Origin of the sequence: Massilia sp. METH4, from assembly GCF_037094685.1 — a bacterium.
GTDB lineage: Bacteria > Pseudomonadota > Gammaproteobacteria > Burkholderiales > Burkholderiaceae_D > Rugamonas.
Genome location: NZ_CP146614.1, coordinates 4,287,392 through 4,306,534, shown reverse-complemented (window position 1 = coordinate 4,306,534; position 19,143 = coordinate 4,287,392). Strand labels below are relative to the sequence as shown.

General features: G+C 60.6%; 16 protein-coding genes. 2 read left to right on the top strand and 14 right to left on the bottom strand.

Annotation, left to right across the window (positions count from 1 at the left end; all coding sequences use genetic code 11):
• Positions 1-1,152 precede the first annotated feature (1,152 nt).
• The 12 genes from V6Z91_RS18990 to V6Z91_RS18935 form a co-directional block, all read right to left on the bottom strand.
• Entirely contained in the window at positions 1,153-2,754 is a 1,602-nt protein-coding gene (locus tag V6Z91_RS18990) for a methyl-accepting chemotaxis protein (RefSeq protein WP_338759641.1), read from the bottom strand.
• 692 nt (positions 2,755-3,446) lie between these two features.
• A complete protein-coding gene (locus tag V6Z91_RS18985; RefSeq protein WP_338771938.1) occupies positions 3,447-4,544 on the bottom strand; it encodes a porin in 1,098 nt (365 codons plus the stop codon).
• Positions 4,545-4,688: 144 nt separating this feature from the next.
• The gene (locus V6Z91_RS18980; RefSeq protein WP_338759638.1) at positions 4,689-6,038 is read right to left on the bottom strand and encodes an MFS transporter; all 1,350 of its coding nucleotides are present in this window, start codon (positions 6,036-6,038) and stop codon (positions 4,689-4,691) included.
• A 97-nt stretch (positions 6,039-6,135) separates the two neighbouring features.
• On the bottom strand, positions 6,136-7,323 hold the full coding sequence (locus V6Z91_RS18975) for a benzoate/H(+) symporter BenE family transporter (RefSeq protein ID WP_338759633.1): 1,188 nt from the start codon (positions 7,321-7,323) through the stop codon (positions 6,136-6,138).
• 32 nt (positions 7,324-7,355) lie between these two features.
• Entirely contained in the window at positions 7,356-8,141 is a 786-nt protein-coding gene (gene pcaD, locus V6Z91_RS18970) for a 3-oxoadipate enol-lactonase (protein ID WP_338759630.1), read from the bottom strand.
• Entirely contained in the window at positions 8,138-8,938 is an 801-nt protein-coding gene (locus V6Z91_RS18965; RefSeq protein WP_338759627.1) for a 1,6-dihydroxycyclohexa-2,4-diene-1-carboxylate dehydrogenase, read from the bottom strand. Before V6Z91_RS18965 ends, pcaD begins: the two co-directional genes overlap by 4 nt.
• 1 nt (position 8,939) lies before the next feature.
• Entirely contained in the window at positions 8,940-9,971 is a 1,032-nt protein-coding gene (gene benC / locus V6Z91_RS18960; RefSeq protein ID WP_338759624.1) for a benzoate 1,2-dioxygenase electron transfer component BenC, read from the bottom strand.
• A 14-nt stretch (positions 9,972-9,985) separates the two neighbouring features.
• On the bottom strand, positions 9,986-10,489 hold the full coding sequence (benB, locus tag V6Z91_RS18955) for a benzoate 1,2-dioxygenase small subunit (RefSeq protein WP_338759621.1): 504 nt from the start codon (positions 10,487-10,489) through the stop codon (positions 9,986-9,988).
• The gene (gene benA / locus V6Z91_RS18950) at positions 10,486-11,850 is read right to left on the bottom strand and encodes a benzoate 1,2-dioxygenase large subunit (RefSeq protein ID WP_338759618.1); all 1,365 of its coding nucleotides are present in this window, start codon (positions 11,848-11,850) and stop codon (positions 10,486-10,488) included. The genes benB and benA overlap by 4 nt, the downstream gene beginning before the upstream one ends.
• 10 nt (positions 11,851-11,860) lie before the next feature.
• Positions 11,861-12,781 carry a catechol 1,2-dioxygenase gene (gene catA / locus V6Z91_RS18945; RefSeq protein ID WP_338759615.1) on the bottom strand — a complete coding sequence of 307 codons (921 nt, stop codon included), beginning with the start codon at positions 12,779-12,781 and terminating at the stop codon, positions 11,861-11,863.
• A 27-nt stretch (positions 12,782-12,808) separates the two neighbouring features.
• Positions 12,809-13,099: a muconolactone Delta-isomerase gene (gene catC / locus V6Z91_RS18940; RefSeq protein WP_338759612.1), complete on the bottom strand. Its 291-nt coding sequence runs from the start codon at positions 13,097-13,099 to the stop codon at positions 12,809-12,811.
• A 23-nt stretch (positions 13,100-13,122) separates the two neighbouring features.
• Positions 13,123-14,232 (bottom strand): muconate/chloromuconate family cycloisomerase, encoded by a 1,110-nt coding sequence (locus V6Z91_RS18935; RefSeq protein ID WP_338759609.1) that lies wholly within the window; start codon positions 14,230-14,232, stop codon positions 13,123-13,125.
• Between the two features lie 103 nt (positions 14,233-14,335).
• Here V6Z91_RS18935 and V6Z91_RS18930 point away from each other — a divergent pair, with 103 nt between their 5' ends.
• The gene (locus tag V6Z91_RS18930) at positions 14,336-15,250 is read left to right on the top strand and encodes a LysR family transcriptional regulator (RefSeq protein WP_338759606.1); all 915 of its coding nucleotides are present in this window, start codon (positions 14,336-14,338) and stop codon (positions 15,248-15,250) included.
• Positions 15,251-15,426: 176 nt separating this feature from the next.
• Positions 15,427-15,693, top strand: a complete 267-nt coding sequence (locus V6Z91_RS18925) for a hypothetical protein (RefSeq protein ID WP_338772150.1) — start codon at positions 15,427-15,429, stop codon at positions 15,691-15,693.
• Between the two features lie 496 nt (positions 15,694-16,189).
• Here the strand turns inward: V6Z91_RS18925 and V6Z91_RS18920 are convergent, their stop codons facing one another.
• Positions 16,190-17,278, bottom strand: coding sequence for a porin (locus V6Z91_RS18920; protein ID WP_338759604.1), 1,089 nt, complete (start codon positions 17,276-17,278; stop codon positions 16,190-16,192).
• 24 nt (positions 17,279-17,302) lie between these two features.
• Entirely contained in the window at positions 17,303-18,853 is a 1,551-nt protein-coding gene (locus tag V6Z91_RS18915; RefSeq protein ID WP_338759600.1) for a methyl-accepting chemotaxis protein, read from the bottom strand.
• Between the last annotated feature and the right edge of the window lie 290 nt (positions 18,854-19,143).

Genomic DNA, 19,143 nt, shown 5'->3' with positions numbered 1-19,143 from the left:
ATCCAAGTCAGATAAATAACGTCAACAAACCTTTAAGGGCACATGTATCCCCCGCATTCGATAGACCCCTGAGCATCGACGTAAATACTTTGCAGCCCCAAGTACCTGCTACTGTACCGTACGGCAGTGACTTATTATATTTCTACCTCCGTCCTATGGCTCCTGTAGTTGGGGGCATCTACTATAAGGCGTATAAGCTTCAGCATTTTCTGTAAGCCGATTGGATTCGAGTTGATGGATCTTAGCCGACTCCAGGGAGGCATATAACTGCACCTTGTAGTTGCCCCGTAAGAGGTGCACGACGTAAATCCCTTTTTCTTAGGCGTCCGAACGCCAGAATCCGATGCCGTCCGACATTAAACCTCATACCGGTGACGCCAGCCGCGAGCCAGATGCGTGTTCTTGCACGCAGACCGATTATGTAAGCAGTCCTTCTAGCCTTATCTAGACGGTACAGGCTCTACGCTTAGGATCAAGACCACCCCAACCAAATGGGCGATCTGCACGGGGGCTTTCCCGGGCATTGCAGGACCGCTGGGATACGGCCGCAGAAAAATTTCCGTCACACGCCCCCTAGACCTGCGGGCTCTTTTTGCCTAAGTAACGGCGCAATTGATGGCCAACTTCGGTAATGCGGCGCACCGCGCAGGCGCAAAAAGCTTAAAGGCGTGTCCGATGCAGGAGGACCGCGTTCCGCGGTCCTCCTGCATCAGTTTATCCAGTTCGACGGCCACCGGCTCGCCGTCCGCTCGAGGATTTTGCACCGCGACCGTTTCCGGGTATGAACAGGAATTCAAGATTGAGCGCATCCAGCCCCTGGCGGTCAGGTCTGCATGCGCGCAGTTCTGGGCTGCGACTTGGTGCTGCCGCGCGAGTACAGCCCCTATGACCTCATCTAGACAAAGGGGCAGGCGTTAGAGGTGCACCAGCTGCCCCGTTCACCTTGCCCTGGGCCTGTTATGGCCCGCACGAGATTTCCTTTGGAAACTTCCGGAGCTAGGATCTGGGAGCATATGCGCCTCGATAACGCCAGACGAACCTCCAGCGACATGATGGCTGCTCTGTGTGAGTTTATTGGCTACGCTGCCGATATGGGGCATTCACCATGTACATAAGATCCGGATCCAACGTCTTTCCCTACCTGAAAAATCTTTAGCTGGTGTGTAGCAGTTGGCGCACGTCATTTCGTGTCGGTAAGGAGGTTCCATTTCTAGTGCTGAGTTTGAACACGCTTACGACTTGCGCCAGCTTGGTCGCCTGCTCTTGCATCGCTTCGGATGCCGCCGCCGCCTGTTCGACCAATGCAGCGTTCTGCTGGGTCACCTGGTCCATCTGGGCGATCGCCTGGTTGACGTGCTCAATGCCGGCGCCTTGCTCCTGAGCGGCGATGCTGATGGCACTGATCATGCCGCTAACGCGGCGTACGCTGGCCACGATCTCCTCCATCGTGGCGCCGGCTTCCTCGACCAGCCGGGTGCCGTCGCCGACGCGTGCTACCGAATCACCGATCAGGGTCTTGATTTCCTTCGCAGCAGCTGCCGATCGTTGGGCCAGGTTACGCACTTCCCCGGCAACCACGGCAAAGCCCCTGCCCTGCTCGCCGGCACGAGCGGCTTCCACTGCTGCGTTCAGGGCGAGAATATTGGTCTGGAATGCGATGCCATCGATGACGCTGATGATGTCGACGATCTTTCTTGACGATTCGTCTATCGATGCCATGGTGGCAACCACCTTTTCGACTACAGCGCCGCCTTGCCCTGCCACACCTGTTGCCGACTCGGCAAGCGCGCTGGCTTGGCGCGCGTTCTCAGCGCTCTGCTTGACGGTTGTAGTGAGCTCTTCCATCGACGCAGCAGTCTCTTCGAGCGAACTGGCCTGTTCTTCAGTTCGGCTAGAGAGGTCGAGATTGCCCGTGGCAATCTCGCCTGATGCGGTGGCAATCAGATCCGTCCCCGCACGGACATTGCTGACGATGGTTGCGAGAGAGTCGCGCATGGCCTTTATCGCAGCCATCAGGCTGTTGCTGTCGCCAGGGCGGAGCACGATGTCGATAGCCAAGTCGCCACTTGCGATTCGGTGTGCGACCGCGACCGCGACCTCAGGATTCCCACCGAGCGTCTTTTCGACGCTGCGCACGAGCAGAATAACAAGACCGCTCAGCAGCGCGCCGATCACCGCCAGCGAGAGGGCGGCGCTTCCCAACTGGGCCCTGAATTCCTGCTCTAGATCGTCGACGTACAGCCCGACCATAAAGTACCAGCCCCAAGGTTTGTAGTGAACAGTGTACGAGACCTTGCGAATCGGCTGCTCCGAGCCAGGCTTAGCCCACAGGTATTCGGTAAAACCGACGCCGGTCGCCTTCGTGGCCTGGATCGCATCCAAGCTTATCGCACGGCCATCTGCATCGAGAATTTTTGTGAGCGGCGTGCCGGCGAGCCCTTTTTTGATAGGGTGCATAAGCATCTTGTCGCCGTCATAAACGACGAGATATCCGCTCGTTCCGAAGCGCAGCGCGGCGATCCGTGCCAGCGCATGCTGCTTCGCTTCGTCCAGTGGCATCGCGCCGCTCGCTGACAACGCTTCATATTCCCTTGCGATCGAAGCGGCCATGTCGCCTGCATTTGCGAGCTGGACCTTGCGCTCGTCGAATCGTAGCGTCCGTGTATGTAACGCATTGACGACAAATACTGCGAGCAAACACACCCAGCTCAACAATAACGGAAGGAAAAGCTTCTGACGGAATGAGATTTTCATTTTTTTTAATACGCTGTCTCAAGCGTCTTTATAAGTGATGGTTAAAGGTTCTCGCTAGCGATGAAAAAACCTGTGAAGTTTCCTCAGGATAACTCGCATACCGCATCTATGCATCAATCTAGTGCGAAAAAAAAGCGCAAAAGTTAGGACAAACGTAACAATAGTCGCTCATCTACAACGTCCCTGGCAGCATTTACTGAGATGGACTTCTGTATCGTAGCGCACGGTTTATACGCTTATCTAGGAATAGGACCCGCATCTGACTAACAACAGCGTCTGAAGAGCGTCGCCCTCGCTGGAGCGTCAGAAAAGGCTGCGTCAGTCAGGGAGACATATGGGTCAGGGATGAACGTTCGGGGGTTCAGCACAAGGCGAGCGCACGCAGCAGTTGCGCAGTCTCGTCATGCTAGTAGCTACGATGCAGCTCGACAGGTCGCCAGCGGCAATAGGCGATAGCAACAGCTTCGCGCAGTGGCACGGCGTACTGAGCCGCAGCCAGCGCGCGCTTCGGGTTCACTCAGCGCTGCCGTCACCTCCGCGCAGAGTCGCCGCAACCGTTTCTGCTCTTCCTGCAAATCAGCGGGATCTTCAAGAATGGGGACGCTGCGAAGACTTTTCGATGACAAGTGTTGCGCTATAGCCTTACTAAAACGGTGTATTGTGTACCGTGTATCCGGCGATCCGCACACAGATTAAAACGTGTGCCGCAAACCCGCCATGACGCCGTTCTGAGCCTTGCCCGCAGTTACTGTGCCGCCGGCGTCAAGTGCGACTGCGGCAGCGCCGTGATTATCCATTCGCCCGATTGCGGCGTAGATGGCACTACGTGTCGACAGCAGGTAGGTCAGGCGCGCGACCACCATGCTCGTATCGTCGCTTGAATCCTTGACGTTCCTGCGCGCCACTTGCGTATCCAGACCGAGCAGCGGGGTGATGGGCACGTTGGAGCCAAGATAGTACAGGTCGGATTCGACGACGGCCGTCTCCAAGTCGCTTTTCCGACTGAGTATCCCAGCCCCAATTTTCACCGCGCCAAGCATTGCGTAACCATTGAGCGTGACGCGGCGCTCGTAGTTCCGGCTGCTCGTCAGGCCATTGGCCGCACCGGTGTTCCCATGCAGCTTGTCGAAAGTCGTCGTGATGCCGAAAGCTTTCGACTCATAACCAAGCAATGCAGTGTACTGGCGGCATGCCTTTGCGTTACCGGGAACTTCGCCACCGCAGCCCGTGGCCGATGGCCCGCCTGCTGCCAAAACATCCCGGCCAAGGCTCCAGGTCGCGCCCACGACCACACCGTCGAAGTTGCCGAGATAGCCAATGGCGTTGTCGCTGCGTGCGTTTGGCAAATACAGGTCGATGCTGCTTATCGAAAACAGGTTTGGGCCCAGCACGTCGCTTTTCGTTGAGCCGTAGTAGGTCATGTTTAGGATGCGACCCACCTGCAGCGTTCCCCACTTTCCACGCAAGCCGACCCAAGCCTGCCGCCCGAATAGTCGTCCGCCCTGCCCGAGTGTGCCCGTATCGGGATTGTAGCCACTTTCCAGTACAAAGACGGCCGCCAGGCCGTTGCCCAGATCTTCGGAACCCCTGAACCCGATGCGCGAAGGCAGGCTCCCAGTTAGTGATGCCACACGGGTAACGGAATCGCCGGCCGCATTGGCATTGCTCATTCGTGCCACTGCCGCGTCGACAATGCCGTATACCGTGACCTGACTCTGTGCGTGCGCCCAGCCAGGCGCCCATCCTGCTGCGAGGACTAGCGCAAAGACCGTCTCGCCTGCCTTGACCATGGGTTTCATTTCTGCCTCCTGATGATTGTTGTTAGTGCGACGCCGTGGCAGGGCATGCAGCCGCCAGCCGACACGATAGCGGTCCATTCCGGCACTGCAGCCCTGGATTACCGTGCGACATAAAGCTGCGCACGGCAGGCCGGCTCAGGCCTTGGCCGTGTCGGTGAACTTGCCGTCGTTCAATGTGGCGGTGGCGGACTTCCCATGCCGGATCAGACTGACGGAGACCGCAGCGATCACTGCCGGGATCGCAATGGCGATGAAGTTCTGCTGCAATGGCAGCATCATTCCAACGAGGGTGCCAATGACGATCGGCGCCAGGATGGCACCGCTCCGGCCCACGCCGGAAGCCCAGCCAATGCCGGTAGCACGTACCGCGGCCGGGTAGAACTGGCCCGCATAGGCGTAGGTAACGATTTGGGTGCCGATCGTCGAAGCGCCTGCGAGGCCGACCAGCACGAACAGGACTGGCGTTGAGACCGGGAAACCCAGCAGAGTGATCGAGACAGCTGCCAAGGCATACATGGCCACGAGCACGTACTTAATATGGAAGCGGTCGGCCAGCCATCCGCCCCCAACGGCACCGATCACGGCACCAAAGTTAAGTACCAGCACGAACGTCAGCGCCGAGCCCAGGCTGTAGCCCGCCCCCGCCATCAGTTTTGCAAGCCACGAGCTCAGCGCATATACCATGAACAGGCACATGAAAAAAGCGATCCAGAACATGACAGTGGAAAAACCCCGGCCATCCTGGAACAGCTTGCTGATAGGCGCGCCGGAAGCGCGATCTGCTGACGACAGCATGTACGTATCACCGTGCCGGGAGGAGAAGGATGGCTCGATCCTGCTGACGATTTCATTCACCTCGTCCAGCCGGCCCTTGCGTACTAGGAACGGCGTCGATTCCGGCAGAAACTTCAGTATGAACGGAATCAGGATCACCGGCACGCCAGCAGCCAGGAACACGGACTGCCAGCCCCACGCCTCGATCATGCCCTTGCCCAGCAGCGCGGCAAGCATGCCGCCCACGGCATAACCCGAAAACATCAGCGTGACGAGCGTGGCACGAATCTTCCTTGGCGAGTATTCCGTCATCTGCGCGACGACGTTTGGCATCACGCCACCGATGCCGAGCCCTGCGAGGAAGCGCATCGCGCTGAACACATACGGATCATTGGTCATGCCCGCGGCTGCGGTGAATACAGAGAACAGCGCTATGCAGATGGCAATGGCGTTCCGGCGCCCAATGCGGTCGGCAATGGTGCCGAGGAAGATCGCGCCGAACATCATGCCGAACAGCGCGGAACTGACCATGAAGCCAGCGTTTTGCGCCGTTATACCCATCTCCTTCATAATCGAAGGCAGCGCAATGCCCGCTACGGCAAGGTCGTAGCCATCGCAGATGATAATGATGGCGCACCACGCCAGAATGCCGCCGTGGAAGCGGTTGAACCTGGCGTTGTCCGCCAGTTGTTGAAGGTCGATTTGCCGCATGATTCATGTCTCCTGTTGGACTAATAATTGTTGCGAACCTGTGATAAATAAAAACTGTCTGTAAGTCTTCGATTGGCCTTTCGGGATCTTCTGCGAACTACCTGCGAGCGAGGATGAAATGCGCCGCGATTCCTGTCGCAATACCCCAGAAGGCTGCTCCAAGTCCCATGAACGTGATGCCAGAAGCAGTGGCAACGAATGTGATCAGGGCCGCCTCGCGGTCCGGCGCGGCCGTCATGATGGCCAGGTTTGCCGCGATCGGCCCGAGCAGTGCCAACCCAGCCACGGTAGCCACCAGCTCCTGCGGCAGCGCCGCAAACAGTGCGACGATGGAGCCGGCGCATAGTCCGGCCAGCAGGTAGAAGCCACCGTTGGCGAGGCCCGCAACATACCGCTTGCGCGGGTCTTCGTGTGCGTCCGGACCGGTGCACATTGCCGCCGTGATGGCGGCAATGGCGATTGTGATGCCGCCCGTAACGGCGACCAGAAGTGACACGGCACTATTGGTAGTCATCACCGGTCGTGCGGAAATGTCATAGCCCGAAGTGTTGAGCAGCGCCATGCCAGGCAAATATTGCCCCGTGAGCGTCACCAGTACCAGTGGAATCGCCAGGCTGAACGTGGCACTCCACGTCCAGACCGGTACGATGAGCTTTGGCACTGCCAGCGCAAGGCCGACATTGCCGATGTCCGTGCGGCCAGTGCCTACTGCCAGGATGACGCCGGCTGCCAGTACCATCACCACCGTATAACGGGGAAAGACTCGCCGGCACAGCAGGTACACTGCGATCATGCTGCCGGCGATCACCGGCAAGGTTCCCACGCTGCTGAAGGCCTTCAGCCCGAATGGCAAAAGGATGCCCGCCATCATCCCGGCTGCCACTCCCTGCGGAATATGGCGCATGATCCGGTCGACACTACCGGTAGCGCCCAGTGCCAGCAGGATTGCAGCAGCCACGATATATGCACCCACCGCTTCCTGTACGGAAAGCGCCGGGAACAGAGTGATGAGCAACGCCGTGCCAGGCGCAGACCACGCCGTGATGACGGGTACCTTGTAACGGATACTGAGGAAGATGCCTGCCACGCCGGCACCCACCGAAATGCCCCAGACCCAGGATGCGAAAGTATGCGCATCCACGCGCGCGGCTTGTGCAGCCTGGTAGAAAATCGCCAGCGGCCCGGCGAACGAGACTAGCACTGCGAGAAAACCGGCGACGATGGCGGGCAGCACCATTGCGTGCTGGCGGCCTCTGGCCACATCAGGCCTAGCGATATTACTCATGGTCATTTCCTTGTGTTCTCGACGAACCCGCATCAGGTGCGCAGGAAAGACAGCAGTTCGCGCGTAAACGCCCGTGGAGCCTCGATATTGGACAGATGCGAGGCTGCCACGACGGCCAGTGCCGAATGTGGGATTGCTGCGCATAGGGCTTGGGCATCCCCTACAGTCGTGACCGGGTCCTGGTTGCCGGCAATGACAAGTACTGGTGCCCGGATCGAGACAATGTCGTTACGCAGGTCTGCCATTGCGAGCGCGTCGCAGCACCCAGCGTAGCCCTCGGGCGTTTGCAAGCGCAATACGTGCAGCATTGCCTGCACAGCAGTCGCGTGGCTGTCGACGAACCCTGGCGTGAACCAGCGCCCAGGGGATCCAGCGGCGATCTCGTCCAGGCCAGAGGCCCGCACCGCCGCGGCGCGGGCCTGCCACCCTTCCCGTGTGCCTATACGCGCGGCTGTGTTGGCAAGCACGAGGTGGTCGATACGGTCCGGTGCATGCACGCCCAGCCATTGCCCGATCACGCCCCCCATTGACAAGCCAACAAAATGGGCTCGTTGGATATCGAGATGGTTAAGCAATCCCAGTACGTCGTTACCTAGCATGTCAATGCAGTAGGGTCCTGGCGGGCTACCGGAAGCGCCATGTCCCCGGGTATCGTAGCGGATCACATGAAAGTGCCTGGCCAGCTCCTCAGCCTGCACATCCCACATGGTGTGGTCCGTGCCGAGCGAATTGGCCAGTACGACCGACGGGTCGCGACGATCGCCATCCGTGCGCACGCGCATGGCGACGCCATTGATCCGGCAGGTCTTCGCTTTCATCCCTGGTCTCCGCCGCCTACCGGCAGCACGCTGCCGGTGATGTACGACGCTTCGTCGGAGGCGAGGAACAGAATTGCACCTACCTGCTCGTCGATTGTGCCGTAGCGGTGCATCGCGCTGCTTGCGAGGGTCTGGTCGACGATGCCCTGGTACCACACCTGCTCTTGCGGCGTCAACGGCTTGGGATTTCGCGGCACCACGCGCGGCGGGGCCTCGGTGCCCCCCGTGGCCACGGCATTGACGCGAATACCGTGCTGCGCATGTTCCAGCGCAAGGCTGGCGGTCAGTGCATTGACGCCACCCTTGGCGGCCGAGTACGGAATGCGATAAATCCCGCGCGTGGCGATCGACGAAATATTGACGATTGCGCCACTACCTCGTTCGATCATTGCCGGCAGTACGGCGCGGCAGCACCAGAGCGTAGGAAATAGCGAGCGCCGGATCTCGGCGAGGATCTGCTCTTCCTCGTATTCCTCATAAGGCTTGGCCCAGATCGTGCCCCCGACATTGTTGACCAGCACATCGATCCGGCCGAAGTCGGCCAATGCCGTATCGATGACGGAAACGGCTCCCGCATAGGTTTCCAAGTCGGACTGCACCACCGAGACTTGGGCTTTCAGATCGATGCATTCGGCAGCGACATGTTTCACGAGATCGGCACGATCAGCCAGGACAAGTTGCGCCCCTTCGCGCGCAGCCGCCAGGGCGACACCGCGGCCAATCCCCTGTGCGGCACCGGTGACGATCATTACCTTGCCGCGAAAACGCTCACGCGTATTGTTCGGTTCCAGTGTCATCTCAGACTCCACTCGTGGACGAGAATTTTTCGAAGTGGAAGTTAGCGGGCGTCACGTTCGTTTCCGCGAACCAGTTGCGTACCGCGTCCACCATCGGCACCGGGCCGCACAGGTAAACGTCGACATCGCCTCCGTTCATCCAGCCCGGTTCCACGTGCGCAGTCGCATAGCCCTTGCGTGCATGGCCGCTTTCGGCTGCCGCAACGGTCGTGACATAGCTGAACTGCGGATGGGCGGTAGCGATGCGATCCAACTGTTCGAGTCCCACCAGGTCGTGATCATTGGTAACCGCGAAGACCAGCCTGACAGGATGCGCGAAGCCCTTCTGGGCGAGCACGTCGAGCATGGATAAGAACGGCGCAATACCGGTGCCGCCGGCCAGCATGAGGACGGGGCGTTCGACCGGCCGGAGATAGAAACTCCCGTACGGACCGGTGAAGGAAATGTCCTGTCCAGGAACCGCCTGACTCGCCAGGAACTGGCTCATCTGGCCGCCCGGCACATTGCGCACCACGAAACGCGCCTGCGTCGAACCCGGCGGGGAGCTAAACGAATAAGAGCGTGTCAACGTGGTGCCCGGGATGCCGACATTCACGTACTGTCCGGGCAGGAAGTCGGGACCGGCACCATCCAGATCGATGGCGAACGTGATCGTCGATGCCGACAGGTGCTCGACGGAGGCGATCTTGCCACCGAACATGGCCGGCCCGGATTTGCACGAAGCAGACGTGGCGGGAATTTTCACTACGCAGTCGGAGGTCGGCCGCATCTGACAGGCCAGGATGTAGCCCTTCGCAGCATCTTCCGGCTCCAGGGCATCCTCGATATAGCTCGACTCTGGCATATCGTAACTTCCCGACTCGCAATGCCCCCGGCACGTGCCGCATGCGCCATCACGGCAATCAAGTGGAATATTGACCTTTTGCCGGTAGGCGGCGTCGGCCAGCTTTTCGTTGTCGTTGCAGGTGATGAAGCGGGTGATCCCGTCTTCGAACTGCAGGGCGATGCGATGCGCTTTGGTCATGGCGTTCATCACCTGTCTCCTTCTTAAATGTGATACACGTCGATTACCTGGTTGATGTAATCATTTTTCAGCACGACATACTTGTCCAGGATGCGCGGCTGTTCACCACTGAAATCGATGACATAGCGCGACATGCCGAAGTAGCTATAGTCGGTCTTGTAGCGGTGACTCAGCGTGTGCCAGTTGAACCGCACCGTTATGCGGTTGCTTTCGCGTGACTCGACTTCGATATTGGCGATGTTGTGGCTTGTCCGGGTATCGGGCATCGTGGCGCTCGAGCGCTCTGTCTTGATGCGGAATACGCGGTCTTCAAGACCCTGGCGCGTCGGATAGAAGATCAGCGAGATCTCGCGCTGCGGATCCGTTACCAGCTTGTCGTCGTCGTCCCATGAAGGCATCCAGAACTGCGCGTCCGGGTCATAACACTCGAGCCATTCGTCCCACTGTTCGTCGTCCAGCAGGCGTGCCTCGCGATACAGGAAGCCAGTGATCTTTTCCAGAGAGACGTCATCGATGTTGGCGCTCATGGCTGAACCTCCGTGTTTTTCAGCGCTTTCTGCATTACGTCCAGCCAGTAGCGATGCTGCACGGTGTACAACCCTTCGTCCTCCGTCCGCACACCGGACATCACTGGTTGGAGTCCAATTTCCTTTGCAGCCTCGTCGGGTCCCTTGATCCAGTGCGTCGCACCGCGGCACATGTCGTTCCACTCCATGGCTGCTCCGGCGTAGCCCGTCTGACAGGCACGGAACTCCTCCAGGTCGTCTGGCGTTGCCATCCCGGATACGTTGAAAAAGTCCTCGTACTGGCGAATGCGGCGAGCGCGCGCCTCGTCCGATTCGCCCTTCGGCGCGATGCAGTAGATCGTGACCTCGGTCTTGTCTACCGAGATCGGACGCAGCAGGCGGATTTGCGATCCGAACTGATCCATCAAGTACACATTCGGGTACAGGCACAGGTTGCGCGATCGTTCGATCATCCAACGTGCCGTCGACTCGCCGAATTTTTCCGCGTACTCGGCCTGCCGCGGATAGTTCGGCCTGTCCTGCGGATTGCCCCATTGCGTCCATAGCAGCATATGGCCGTTCTCAAACGCGTAGAAGCCGCCGCCCTGCTTGCCCCAGCTGCCCGCGTCCATTGCCCGGATCTTGTCCTCGCGACCTGGCTGCGCCTGCGGTTCCTTGCGGCGGTTCGTGGTCGCCGCATAGTTCCAGTGCACGGCGGAGACGTGATAGCCGTCCGCGCCATTCTCGGCCTGCAGCTTCCAGTTACCGTTGAACGTGTAAGTGGACGAACCGCGCAGCACCTCCAGGCCATCGGTGGACTGGTCGACGATCATGTCGATGATCTTCCCTGCTTCACCGAGGAAGGTTTCCAACGGCTGCACATCCGGATTAATACTGCCGAACAGGAAGCCGCGATAGCTGGCGAATCTCGGTACCTTCTTCAGGTCGTGCGAGCCTTCCTTGTTGAAGCAATCAGGATAGCCGGCACCTTCCGGATCCTTCACCTTCAACAGCTTGCCGTTGTTGTTAAACGTCCAGCCGTGGAACGGGCAGGTATAGGTCGCCTTGTTACCGCGCTTGTGGCGACACAGCTGCGCACCGCGGTGGCTGCATGCGTTGATGAAGGCATTCAGCTCGCCCTGCTTGTTGCGCGCGATGAACACGGGCTGGCGGCCGATATGGGTGGTGTAGTAGTCGTTGTTGTTCGGAATCTGGCTTTCGTGGGCGAGATAGATCCAGTTGCCTTCGAAGATATGCTGCATCTCCAGCTCGAACAGTTCCGGGTCCGTGAAGGCGCTGCGGTGCAGGCGGTAGTCCCCTTTCGCCTCGTCTTCGATCAGGAGGCCTTCCACAGAGGACTTTGCGGGATAGATCGGAATCATGACAAGCTCCTTACGCAGTGGCGCGGGTGCGCTCGACTTCGGTTGCCGGTGCGGCGGCGGTTTCAGCGTTCAGGTGGAAGTCGAATTCGATCGTTGCGAACGGTTTCTGCAGGTCTTTGGCCGCGATGGCGGCCGGATCTTCCACACGTACCAACGGCGGCACCAGGCCCTCGCGGCTGGCGAACGCGAAGTCGTCCCACAGGTACTCGTCGCCGTCGATATTTATCTGCGTGGTCAGCTTGCGATAGCCAGCGGCACTGATGAAGAAGTGAATATGCGCCGGGCGCTGGCCGTGGCGGCCAAGCAGGTCGAGCAGCTTTTGCGTTGTTCCGTCCGGCGGGCAACCGTACCCCTTCGGCATGATGGTGCGGAACTGGTAGCGGCCCTGTTCGTCCGCGATGATGGTGCGGCGCAGATTGAACGGCGACTGTGTCTGGTCGAAGTGCGAATAGTTGCCGAGCAGATTGGCATGCCACACTTCCACCTGCGCACCGGGAATCGCCTTCCCATCATCGCCATACACAGTGCCCTGCATGAACAGCACTTCGGCCTGGTCGCTTTCGGTGCCGTCGTCGAGCCGTGCAAAGCCCTGGCTTACGGGCGCACCAGCCACATACAGCGGACCTTCGATGGTACGGGGCGTGCCGCCTTCCAGTCCGGCCTTCGCATCCGCCTCATCGGCGCGGATGTCCAGGAAGCGCTCCAAACCCAGCCCCGGTGCGAGCAATCCGAGTTCATTGGCGGCACCCGCCGCGGAAAAGTATTCGAGCCCCTTCCAGAATTCGTTCGGCTGGATATCGAGGTCTTCAATGGCCTTGCAAAGATCGCTCGTGAGGCGCAGCACGATCTGTTGCACGCGCGGGTTGGCGGGGCGGGTGGCAGAATCCACGATCCAGCTTTTGACCAGTTGGTCGATTTCTTGGTGCGTCATGATTGTCTCCTACAGGTTTGTTGTGGATTACAGGTCGTTGTTACGGATCGAGGACGGATGCCGGCACAAGGGTGTCACTTCGATCTTCATGTACGGGAACAGCGGCAGCGACATCAACAGTGCATGCAGCTCTTCGTTGCCGCCGACATCGAAGATGCTTACGTTGGCGTACTGCCCGGCGATGCGCCACAAGTGGCGCCATTTACCCTCTTCCTGAAGGCGCTGGGCCAGCGCCTTTTCTTCGGCTTTCAGGGCAGATGCCTGGTCTGCCGGCATCGATGGCGGCAGCAGGACATCCATACGGACGTGGAACAGCATCGGTTCTCCTCTCGGTTTCTGCGTTATTTGCGCGCCATCGCGCGCAGTTTGTCGGTGTCGATGGTGACGCCAAGACCCGGCCCGGTCGGAACTTCCAGCATGAAGTCGCGGTACACCAGCGGTTCGCGCAGAACTTCCTCGGTGAGCAGCAATGGGCCGAACAGTTCGGTATCCCACGACAGATCCGCAAATGTGGCGCACAGCTGCGCGGTGGCCGCAGTACCAATGCCGCCTTCGAGCATCGTGCCGCCATACAGGCCGATTCCGGCCTGTTGTGCCACGGCCGCCACCTGCTGCGCCGGGACCAGGCCGCCCGACTGCGCTATCTTCACGGCAAACACATCTGCGCCTTCGCTGCGGGCGATGTTCCACGCATCAACCGGCCCGTGCAGTGCTTCGTCAGCCATGATTGCCACATCGAAGCGGGCCGCGAGACGGCGCATCGCATCACGATTGTCGAACCTCACCGGCTGCTCGATCAGGTCAATGCCGCCATCCTGCAGCGCGGCGATGCCGCGCACCGACTGGAGTTCGCTCCACGCCTGGTTGACGTCGACTCGCACGCTGGCCCTGTCGCCCAGCGCGCGCTTGATACCCAACACATGTGCTACATCTTCTTCAACGCTGCGGGAACCGATCTTCAGCTTGAAGATCCGGTGGCGGCGCAATTCCAGCATCTTTTCAGCCTCGGCGATATCCTTCGTGGTATCGCCGGAAGCCAGGGTCCACGCTACCGGCAGCCAATCGCGCACGCGGCCGCCCAGCAGTTCGCTGACCGGCACGCCGAGACGACGGCCCTGGGCGTCGAGCAGCGCTGTTTCGATCGCGCACTTGGCGAAGCGATTGCCCTGAATGACCTTGCGCACCTTGGTCATCGCCTTGGCGACCGCACTCGCTTCGATACCGATGAGCAGGGGTGCAATATGTGTGTCGATATTGGTCTTGACACTTTCCGGGCTTTCTTCGCCGTAGTTCAAGCCACCAATTGTCGTGGCCTCGCCCCAGCCTTCGATTCCGTCGGCACAGCGGATACGCACCAGGACCAGCGTCTGCGTGTTCATGGTGGCCACCGACAATTTGTGCGGGCGGATTGTCGGCACATCCACGAGGTAGGTTTCGATGTTGGAGATCATATTTTCTCGATATGGTTCGCTACAATATCGTTACAATAGTTCCTCCAATACCCTCGGGTCCAACACCGAATTGGTATATTTTCGATACTTTTCAGGTATAGACATGGAGCTTCGCCACCTTCGCTACTTCGTTACGCTGGCAGACGAAAGGAACTTCACTCGGGCAGCGGAGCGGCTAAACATTGCTCAGCCGCCACTGAGCCGGCAGATCCAGCAGCTCGAGGAAGAGCTAGGTGTTGAGCTCGTGTTCAAGGGCAGCCGGCCCGTGCGGTTAACCGAGGCCGGGCACTTCTTTCATGCGCATGCTCAGGAATTGCTAGACAAGGCGGCCGACCTGAAGACGATGACACGGCGCGTAGGGAGCATCGAGCGCAAGCTGTCGATCGGGTTCGTGGCCTCGACGCTGTATGGCCTGCTGCCGGAAATCGTGCGGCGCTTTCGCGAGCGGCATCATTCCGTGGAAATCAGCTTCCACGAAATGACCACGGTGGAACAACTGAAGGCACTCAAGGAAGGCCGCATCGATGTCGGTTTCGGCCGGCTGAAGGGGGACGATGCAGCGATCCGGCGCATCGTCCTGCGCGAGGAACCCCTGATCGTCGCACTTCCCGTTGGACACCGGCTGACCCGTGCACCAGGTGCGCTGAGAATGTCTGAGCTGATGGACGACCCGCTGATCGTCTATCCGAAAGCACCGAGGCCCAGTTTCGCCGATCAGGTGCTGGCCACGTTCCGCGAGCGGATGCTGGTGCCGCGCCAGGTGACCGAAGTGCGCGAACTGCAGATTGCCATCGGTCTGGTGGGTGCCGGCCAGGGGATCGCCATCGTGCCGGACAGCCTGCAGGGGATGGTCAGGACCGACGTGGCCTACAAGCCAATCGACGACAGGCAAGCCGTCTCGCCTATCATTTTCAGCGCCCGCGCGATGGACCGTTCGCAGGAACTGGCGAACATGCTGGCCATCATCTACGAGATCTATGACGAGCGGAAGATCGCCTACGTTGCCGAGACGTTGTGAACAATCTCACAGCGCGCAAGCTTCGATGGCGCCTCCGCAGCCCGCGCATGCGAGCGCGCCGCCATCAAGGTACTTGATGCCGTCATCCGACTTTACCCCTTTCCCGTCATCTGCCCTGCCGACGCCTGGCAAAGCGTTATGCCCCACGAACTGGCGTGCTGGGGGCGCAACGAGAAATGCTACTGAGCGAATATTCCAACGACGGCCAGACGCCGCGCTGCATGATGTTCTCACCCCCCAAGTTCGATCTGCGGAGCCAGCGCGCCGTACGCACCTTCGGTGGACGGGGCACCCAGGCCCGCCCCGACAACGGTGGCCCTTGCGATCGCGAATGCCGCCCAAAATTCCAGCACCGTCAGTGCAACCTGTCGGGCAGCTTCCTCTTCTACATTCCTGGTATCCGTTCGCACGATGCCTTCGAGCTGCACACCAACAGCTTCTAAGCCCTGTCGCGCACAAGGCTGAACTGATCCATCGGCGTGCCCCTTGGAAAACACGTGGGGAGGTCCAACTGGCTACGTTGGAATTGGTCTCCTGGTTCAACCACCACCGCTTGGTGTAACCGCTCGGCCATATACCACCGGACAAAGCATGCGCATGCTACGACGTGGCGCATCGATACGTGTTTTCGCCAGTGCACAGTGCCGGAAGCGCGCTGACAGAGCGTTGCCAAGGTATCTCAGAACGCGGGCGAAAGCGAGGCAAGGACAAATTCGCCCGATGCGTGCCCGCTGGATAGTTCGGCTTCCACCTCTGCGTGGCAGCTCAACGCAGGCAGGTACTCAATCCACGCGGGCAATCCGTCGCCGACGTTGCCGCTGCCGGCCCCTGTCAACCTGCACCGCGATGCACTGCCGACCATGACGCCTAAGCGATTCCCTGCCTCGCTGCGCGGAGCCGACGAGGTCCCCAGCTAACGAGGCTTACTGATCCGTTTCATCAAAAGACATGGCGCAATCCGGCCATCGCCCCGGATTGCGCCATGCCGGCACCGGCCGTGCCTCCCGCATCGAGTGCGATTGCCGCGGTACCGTGATTGTTCATCCACCCCAGCGCGCCATACACGGCCGTGCGCGTGGACAGGAAATGCGTGAGCCGCGCCACGAGCATGCTCGTATCGTTCCCGCTGGCCTTCACGTCCTTACGTGCCGCCTGGGCGTCGAACGTGAGCATTGGCGTAATGGGATAGCTCGCCCCCAGGTAATACAGGTTCGATTCCACGGTGCCTGTTGCCGCACGGGCCCTGCGCAGCATTGCGCCGCCGCCCAGCTTCGTGGCACCGATCATGTAGTAGCCATTGAGCATCGTGCGCCGGTCGTCGTGCCTGCTCGACGTCAGCCCGTTCGCTGCGCCGACGCCGCCGCGCAGCCTATCGAGCGACACGTTGATGCCGTAACCTTTCACTTCGTAGCCCAGCAGCGCAGTTGCCTGGCGGCATGCCTGCGGATCGGCAGCCGACTCGCCGGCGCACCCCGTGGCTGCGGGGCCGCCGGTCGCAGAAGCGTCGCGACCCAGGCTGTACGTGGCACCGGCGACGACGCCATCGAAGTTGCCCAGGTAGGCGATCGCATTGTCGCTGCGGGCATTCGGGAAGTAGGGATCAATGCTGCCGATCGCGAACAGGTTCGGGCCCAGCACATCCGACTTCAGGGTGGCGAAGAACGTCATGTTGGGTTGCCGGCCCATGCTCACCGTGCCCCATTTGCCCTTCAGCCCTACCCAGGCCTGGCGGCCGAACAGCCGGTTGCCCTGACCCATGGTGCCGCTGTCCGGTGCGATCCCGGCTTCCAGCGCGAACACGGCCGACAACCCGCCGCCCAGGTCTTCGCTGCCGCGAAAACCGATGCGCGAGGGCAGCGATCCCGTCAGCGACGGCATTTTTGTCACGCCGTCGCCATCGGCATTGGTATTCGTCACGCGCGCCACGGCGGTGTCGAGGATGCCGTAGATCGTCACATTGCTCTGTGCCTGCACACTGCCGGCAGCCAGCATAGCCAGCGCCAGCACTGCCTTCATAGGGTGTTGCATGTTGTCTCCTCGTTATCTTGGTCTTTATCGGCCACGGGCGTCGAGAACGAACACGGACACCGATGCCAGCAGTTCGTCGGTACGGTGGCGCATCGCCTCAGCGGCGGCAGCCGCTTCCTCCACCAGGGCGGCGTTCTGCTGCGTCACATGGTCCATCTGGGTAATGGCGCCGTTGATCTGCTCGATGCCGACGGTCTGCTCGTGGCTGGCAGAATCGATGTCGTGCATCAGCGTGGCCACCTGGCGGATTCCGGCCAGCACGTCCTCCATCGTCTTGCCGGCCTGGTGCGCGTACTCGCTGCCGGCAGCAACCTTGGCGGACGAATCCTCGATCAGCGCCTTGATTTCCTTCGCGGCGGTGGCGGAGCGGTGCGCCAGGTTGCGCACCTCGCTGGCCACCACCGCAAACCCGCGGCCCTGCTCGCCGGCGCGCGCCGCTTCGACGGCAGCGTTCAGTGCCAGGATATTGGTCTGGAATGCAATGCCGTCGATCACGCCTGTGATGTCGGCGATGCGCCGCGAAGCCTCGCTGATCGCGGCCATCCGGTCCATTACCTGGCCCACCTCCGCGCCGCCCTTCTCCGCCACCACTGCGGCACGTTGCGCCACCGTCATCGCGCTGTGCGCCGTGTCGGCGCTTTGTCGTACCGCGCTGGTCAGCTCTTCCATCGACGAAGCCGTTTCCTCCAGCGAACTGGCTTGCTCCTCGGTGCGCGAGGACAGGTCCATCGTGCCGCTGGCGATTTCCGACGCGGCTCCGGCAATCGCGTCGGCGTTGGCGCGCACGCCCGCCACGATGCCTGCCAGCGCCGTGTTCATCGTGCCCAGTGCCTGGATCAGCTGCCCGGTCTCGTCCCGGCGGTCGCTGCGAATGTCGCCTGCCAGGTTGCCGGCCGCGATGGTCTCGGCGACCGAGACGGCGCGGCGCACCGGAACGGCGATGCCTTGGCTGATCCAGTAACCCAGCGTGGCGGCCAGCGCCAGCCCGGCGACCGAGAGCGCGGCGATCAGGAGGCGGCTGTGGCGATAGCTTTCCTCCGCCTCATCCACGGATTTCATCATCAGTACGCCGCCCAGGTCGACCATGCCGGTCAGCTGGGCCTCGTAGGCCACAAGCGAGCCGGACAGGCTGCCCAGCAGCAACGCCGTGGCCGCTTCCCGCTCGCCGCGGGCCAGCAGGTCGAGATACCGGTCGCGGTCGGCCTCGTATTGCCGCTTTGCCGCGTGCATCTTCTTCATGCCTTCCCGTGCCTTCGGCGACGTGATGCGCGACTCGAAGTCCGCAAGGCGCCGCGACGCTTCCGCGTCGTTGGCGGCAATCTCCTCGCGTTCGTGGCGGGCCCGCTCCGGATCGGTGATGGCCAGCAGCGTGCGCAGGCTGGCCGAGGAATTCTTCACTTTCACGCGCGCTCCGGTCACCGTCTGCACCTTGGTATAGCGGTCGTTAACGACCAGCACGATCTTGTCATTCAAGCCTGCCAGCCGGCTGAGTGCGAATAGCGAAATGCCCGCCATGACGAGCAATACGACGCCAAATGCCAGCGCGAGGCGTTGGCCGATAGTCCAATGTTTCATGAAGATTTCCGCAATAAATCCGTAAGGAACACGGATGGGACTGTACGACATTGCGATCAATCAATATCGATTTATTGTCTTTACTATTACCGTGTAGATGTTCTGACGCAACAGATGATGCCAATCGATGGTCGAGCCGTCATCATTGCCGCCCTCGACAGCGCGTGGCGAACGGCTCGGGCACAGCGACCGCCTGCAGCCGCGTCGCGTCATCCCCGGGCCGCGTGACCAACACTCGCACTTCCCACCTTGTCAGACGCACTGCTAACAACTGCTGCCATCTCGACAAG

Coding starts and splice junctions, on each gene's coding strand:
- V6Z91_RS18990 (WP_338759641.1), bottom strand. CDS start 2,754: ATGAAAATCTCATTCCGTCAGAAGCTTTTCCTTCCGTTATTGTTGAGC.
- catC (WP_338759612.1), bottom strand. CDS start 13,099: ATGCTGTTCCACGTCCGTATGGATGTCCTGCTGCCGCCATCGATGCCG.
- pcaD (WP_338759630.1), bottom strand. CDS start 8,141: ATGAAAGCGAAGACCTGCCGGATCAATGGCGTCGCCATGCGCGTGCGC.
- V6Z91_RS18975 (WP_338759633.1), bottom strand. CDS start 7,323: ATGAGTAATATCGCTAGGCCTGATGTGGCCAGAGGCCGCCAGCACGCA.
- benB (WP_338759621.1), bottom strand. CDS start 10,489: ATGAGCGCCAACATCGATGACGTCTCTCTGGAAAAGATCACTGGCTTC.
- catA (WP_338759615.1), bottom strand. CDS start 12,781: ATGACGCACCAAGAAATCGACCAACTGGTCAAAAGCTGGATCGTGGAT.
- V6Z91_RS18965 (WP_338759627.1), bottom strand. CDS start 8,938: ATGACACTGGAACCGAACAATACGCGTGAGCGTTTTCGCGGCAAGGTA.
- benC (WP_338759624.1), bottom strand. CDS start 9,971: ATGAACGCCATGACCAAAGCGCATCGCATCGCCCTGCAGTTCGAAGAC.
- V6Z91_RS18980 (WP_338759638.1), bottom strand. CDS start 6,038: ATGCGGCAAATCGACCTTCAACAACTGGCGGACAACGCCAGGTTCAAC.
- V6Z91_RS18935 (WP_338759609.1), bottom strand. CDS start 14,232: ATGATCTCCAACATCGAAACCTACCTCGTGGATGTGCCGACAATCCGC.
- V6Z91_RS18925 (WP_338772150.1), top strand. CDS start 15,427: ATGCTACTGAGCGAATATTCCAACGACGGCCAGACGCCGCGCTGCATG.
- V6Z91_RS18915 (WP_338759600.1), bottom strand. CDS start 18,853: ATGAAACATTGGACTATCGGCCAACGCCTCGCGCTGGCATTTGGCGTC.
- V6Z91_RS18985 (WP_338771938.1), bottom strand. CDS start 4,544: ATGGTCAAGGCAGGCGAGACGGTCTTTGCGCTAGTCCTCGCAGCAGGA.
- V6Z91_RS18920 (WP_338759604.1), bottom strand. CDS start 17,278: ATGCAACACCCTATGAAGGCAGTGCTGGCGCTGGCTATGCTGGCTGCC.
- benA (WP_338759618.1), bottom strand. CDS start 11,850: ATGATTCCGATCTATCCCGCAAAGTCCTCTGTGGAAGGCCTCCTGATC.
- V6Z91_RS18930 (WP_338759606.1), top strand. CDS start 14,336: ATGGAGCTTCGCCACCTTCGCTACTTCGTTACGCTGGCAGACGAAAGG.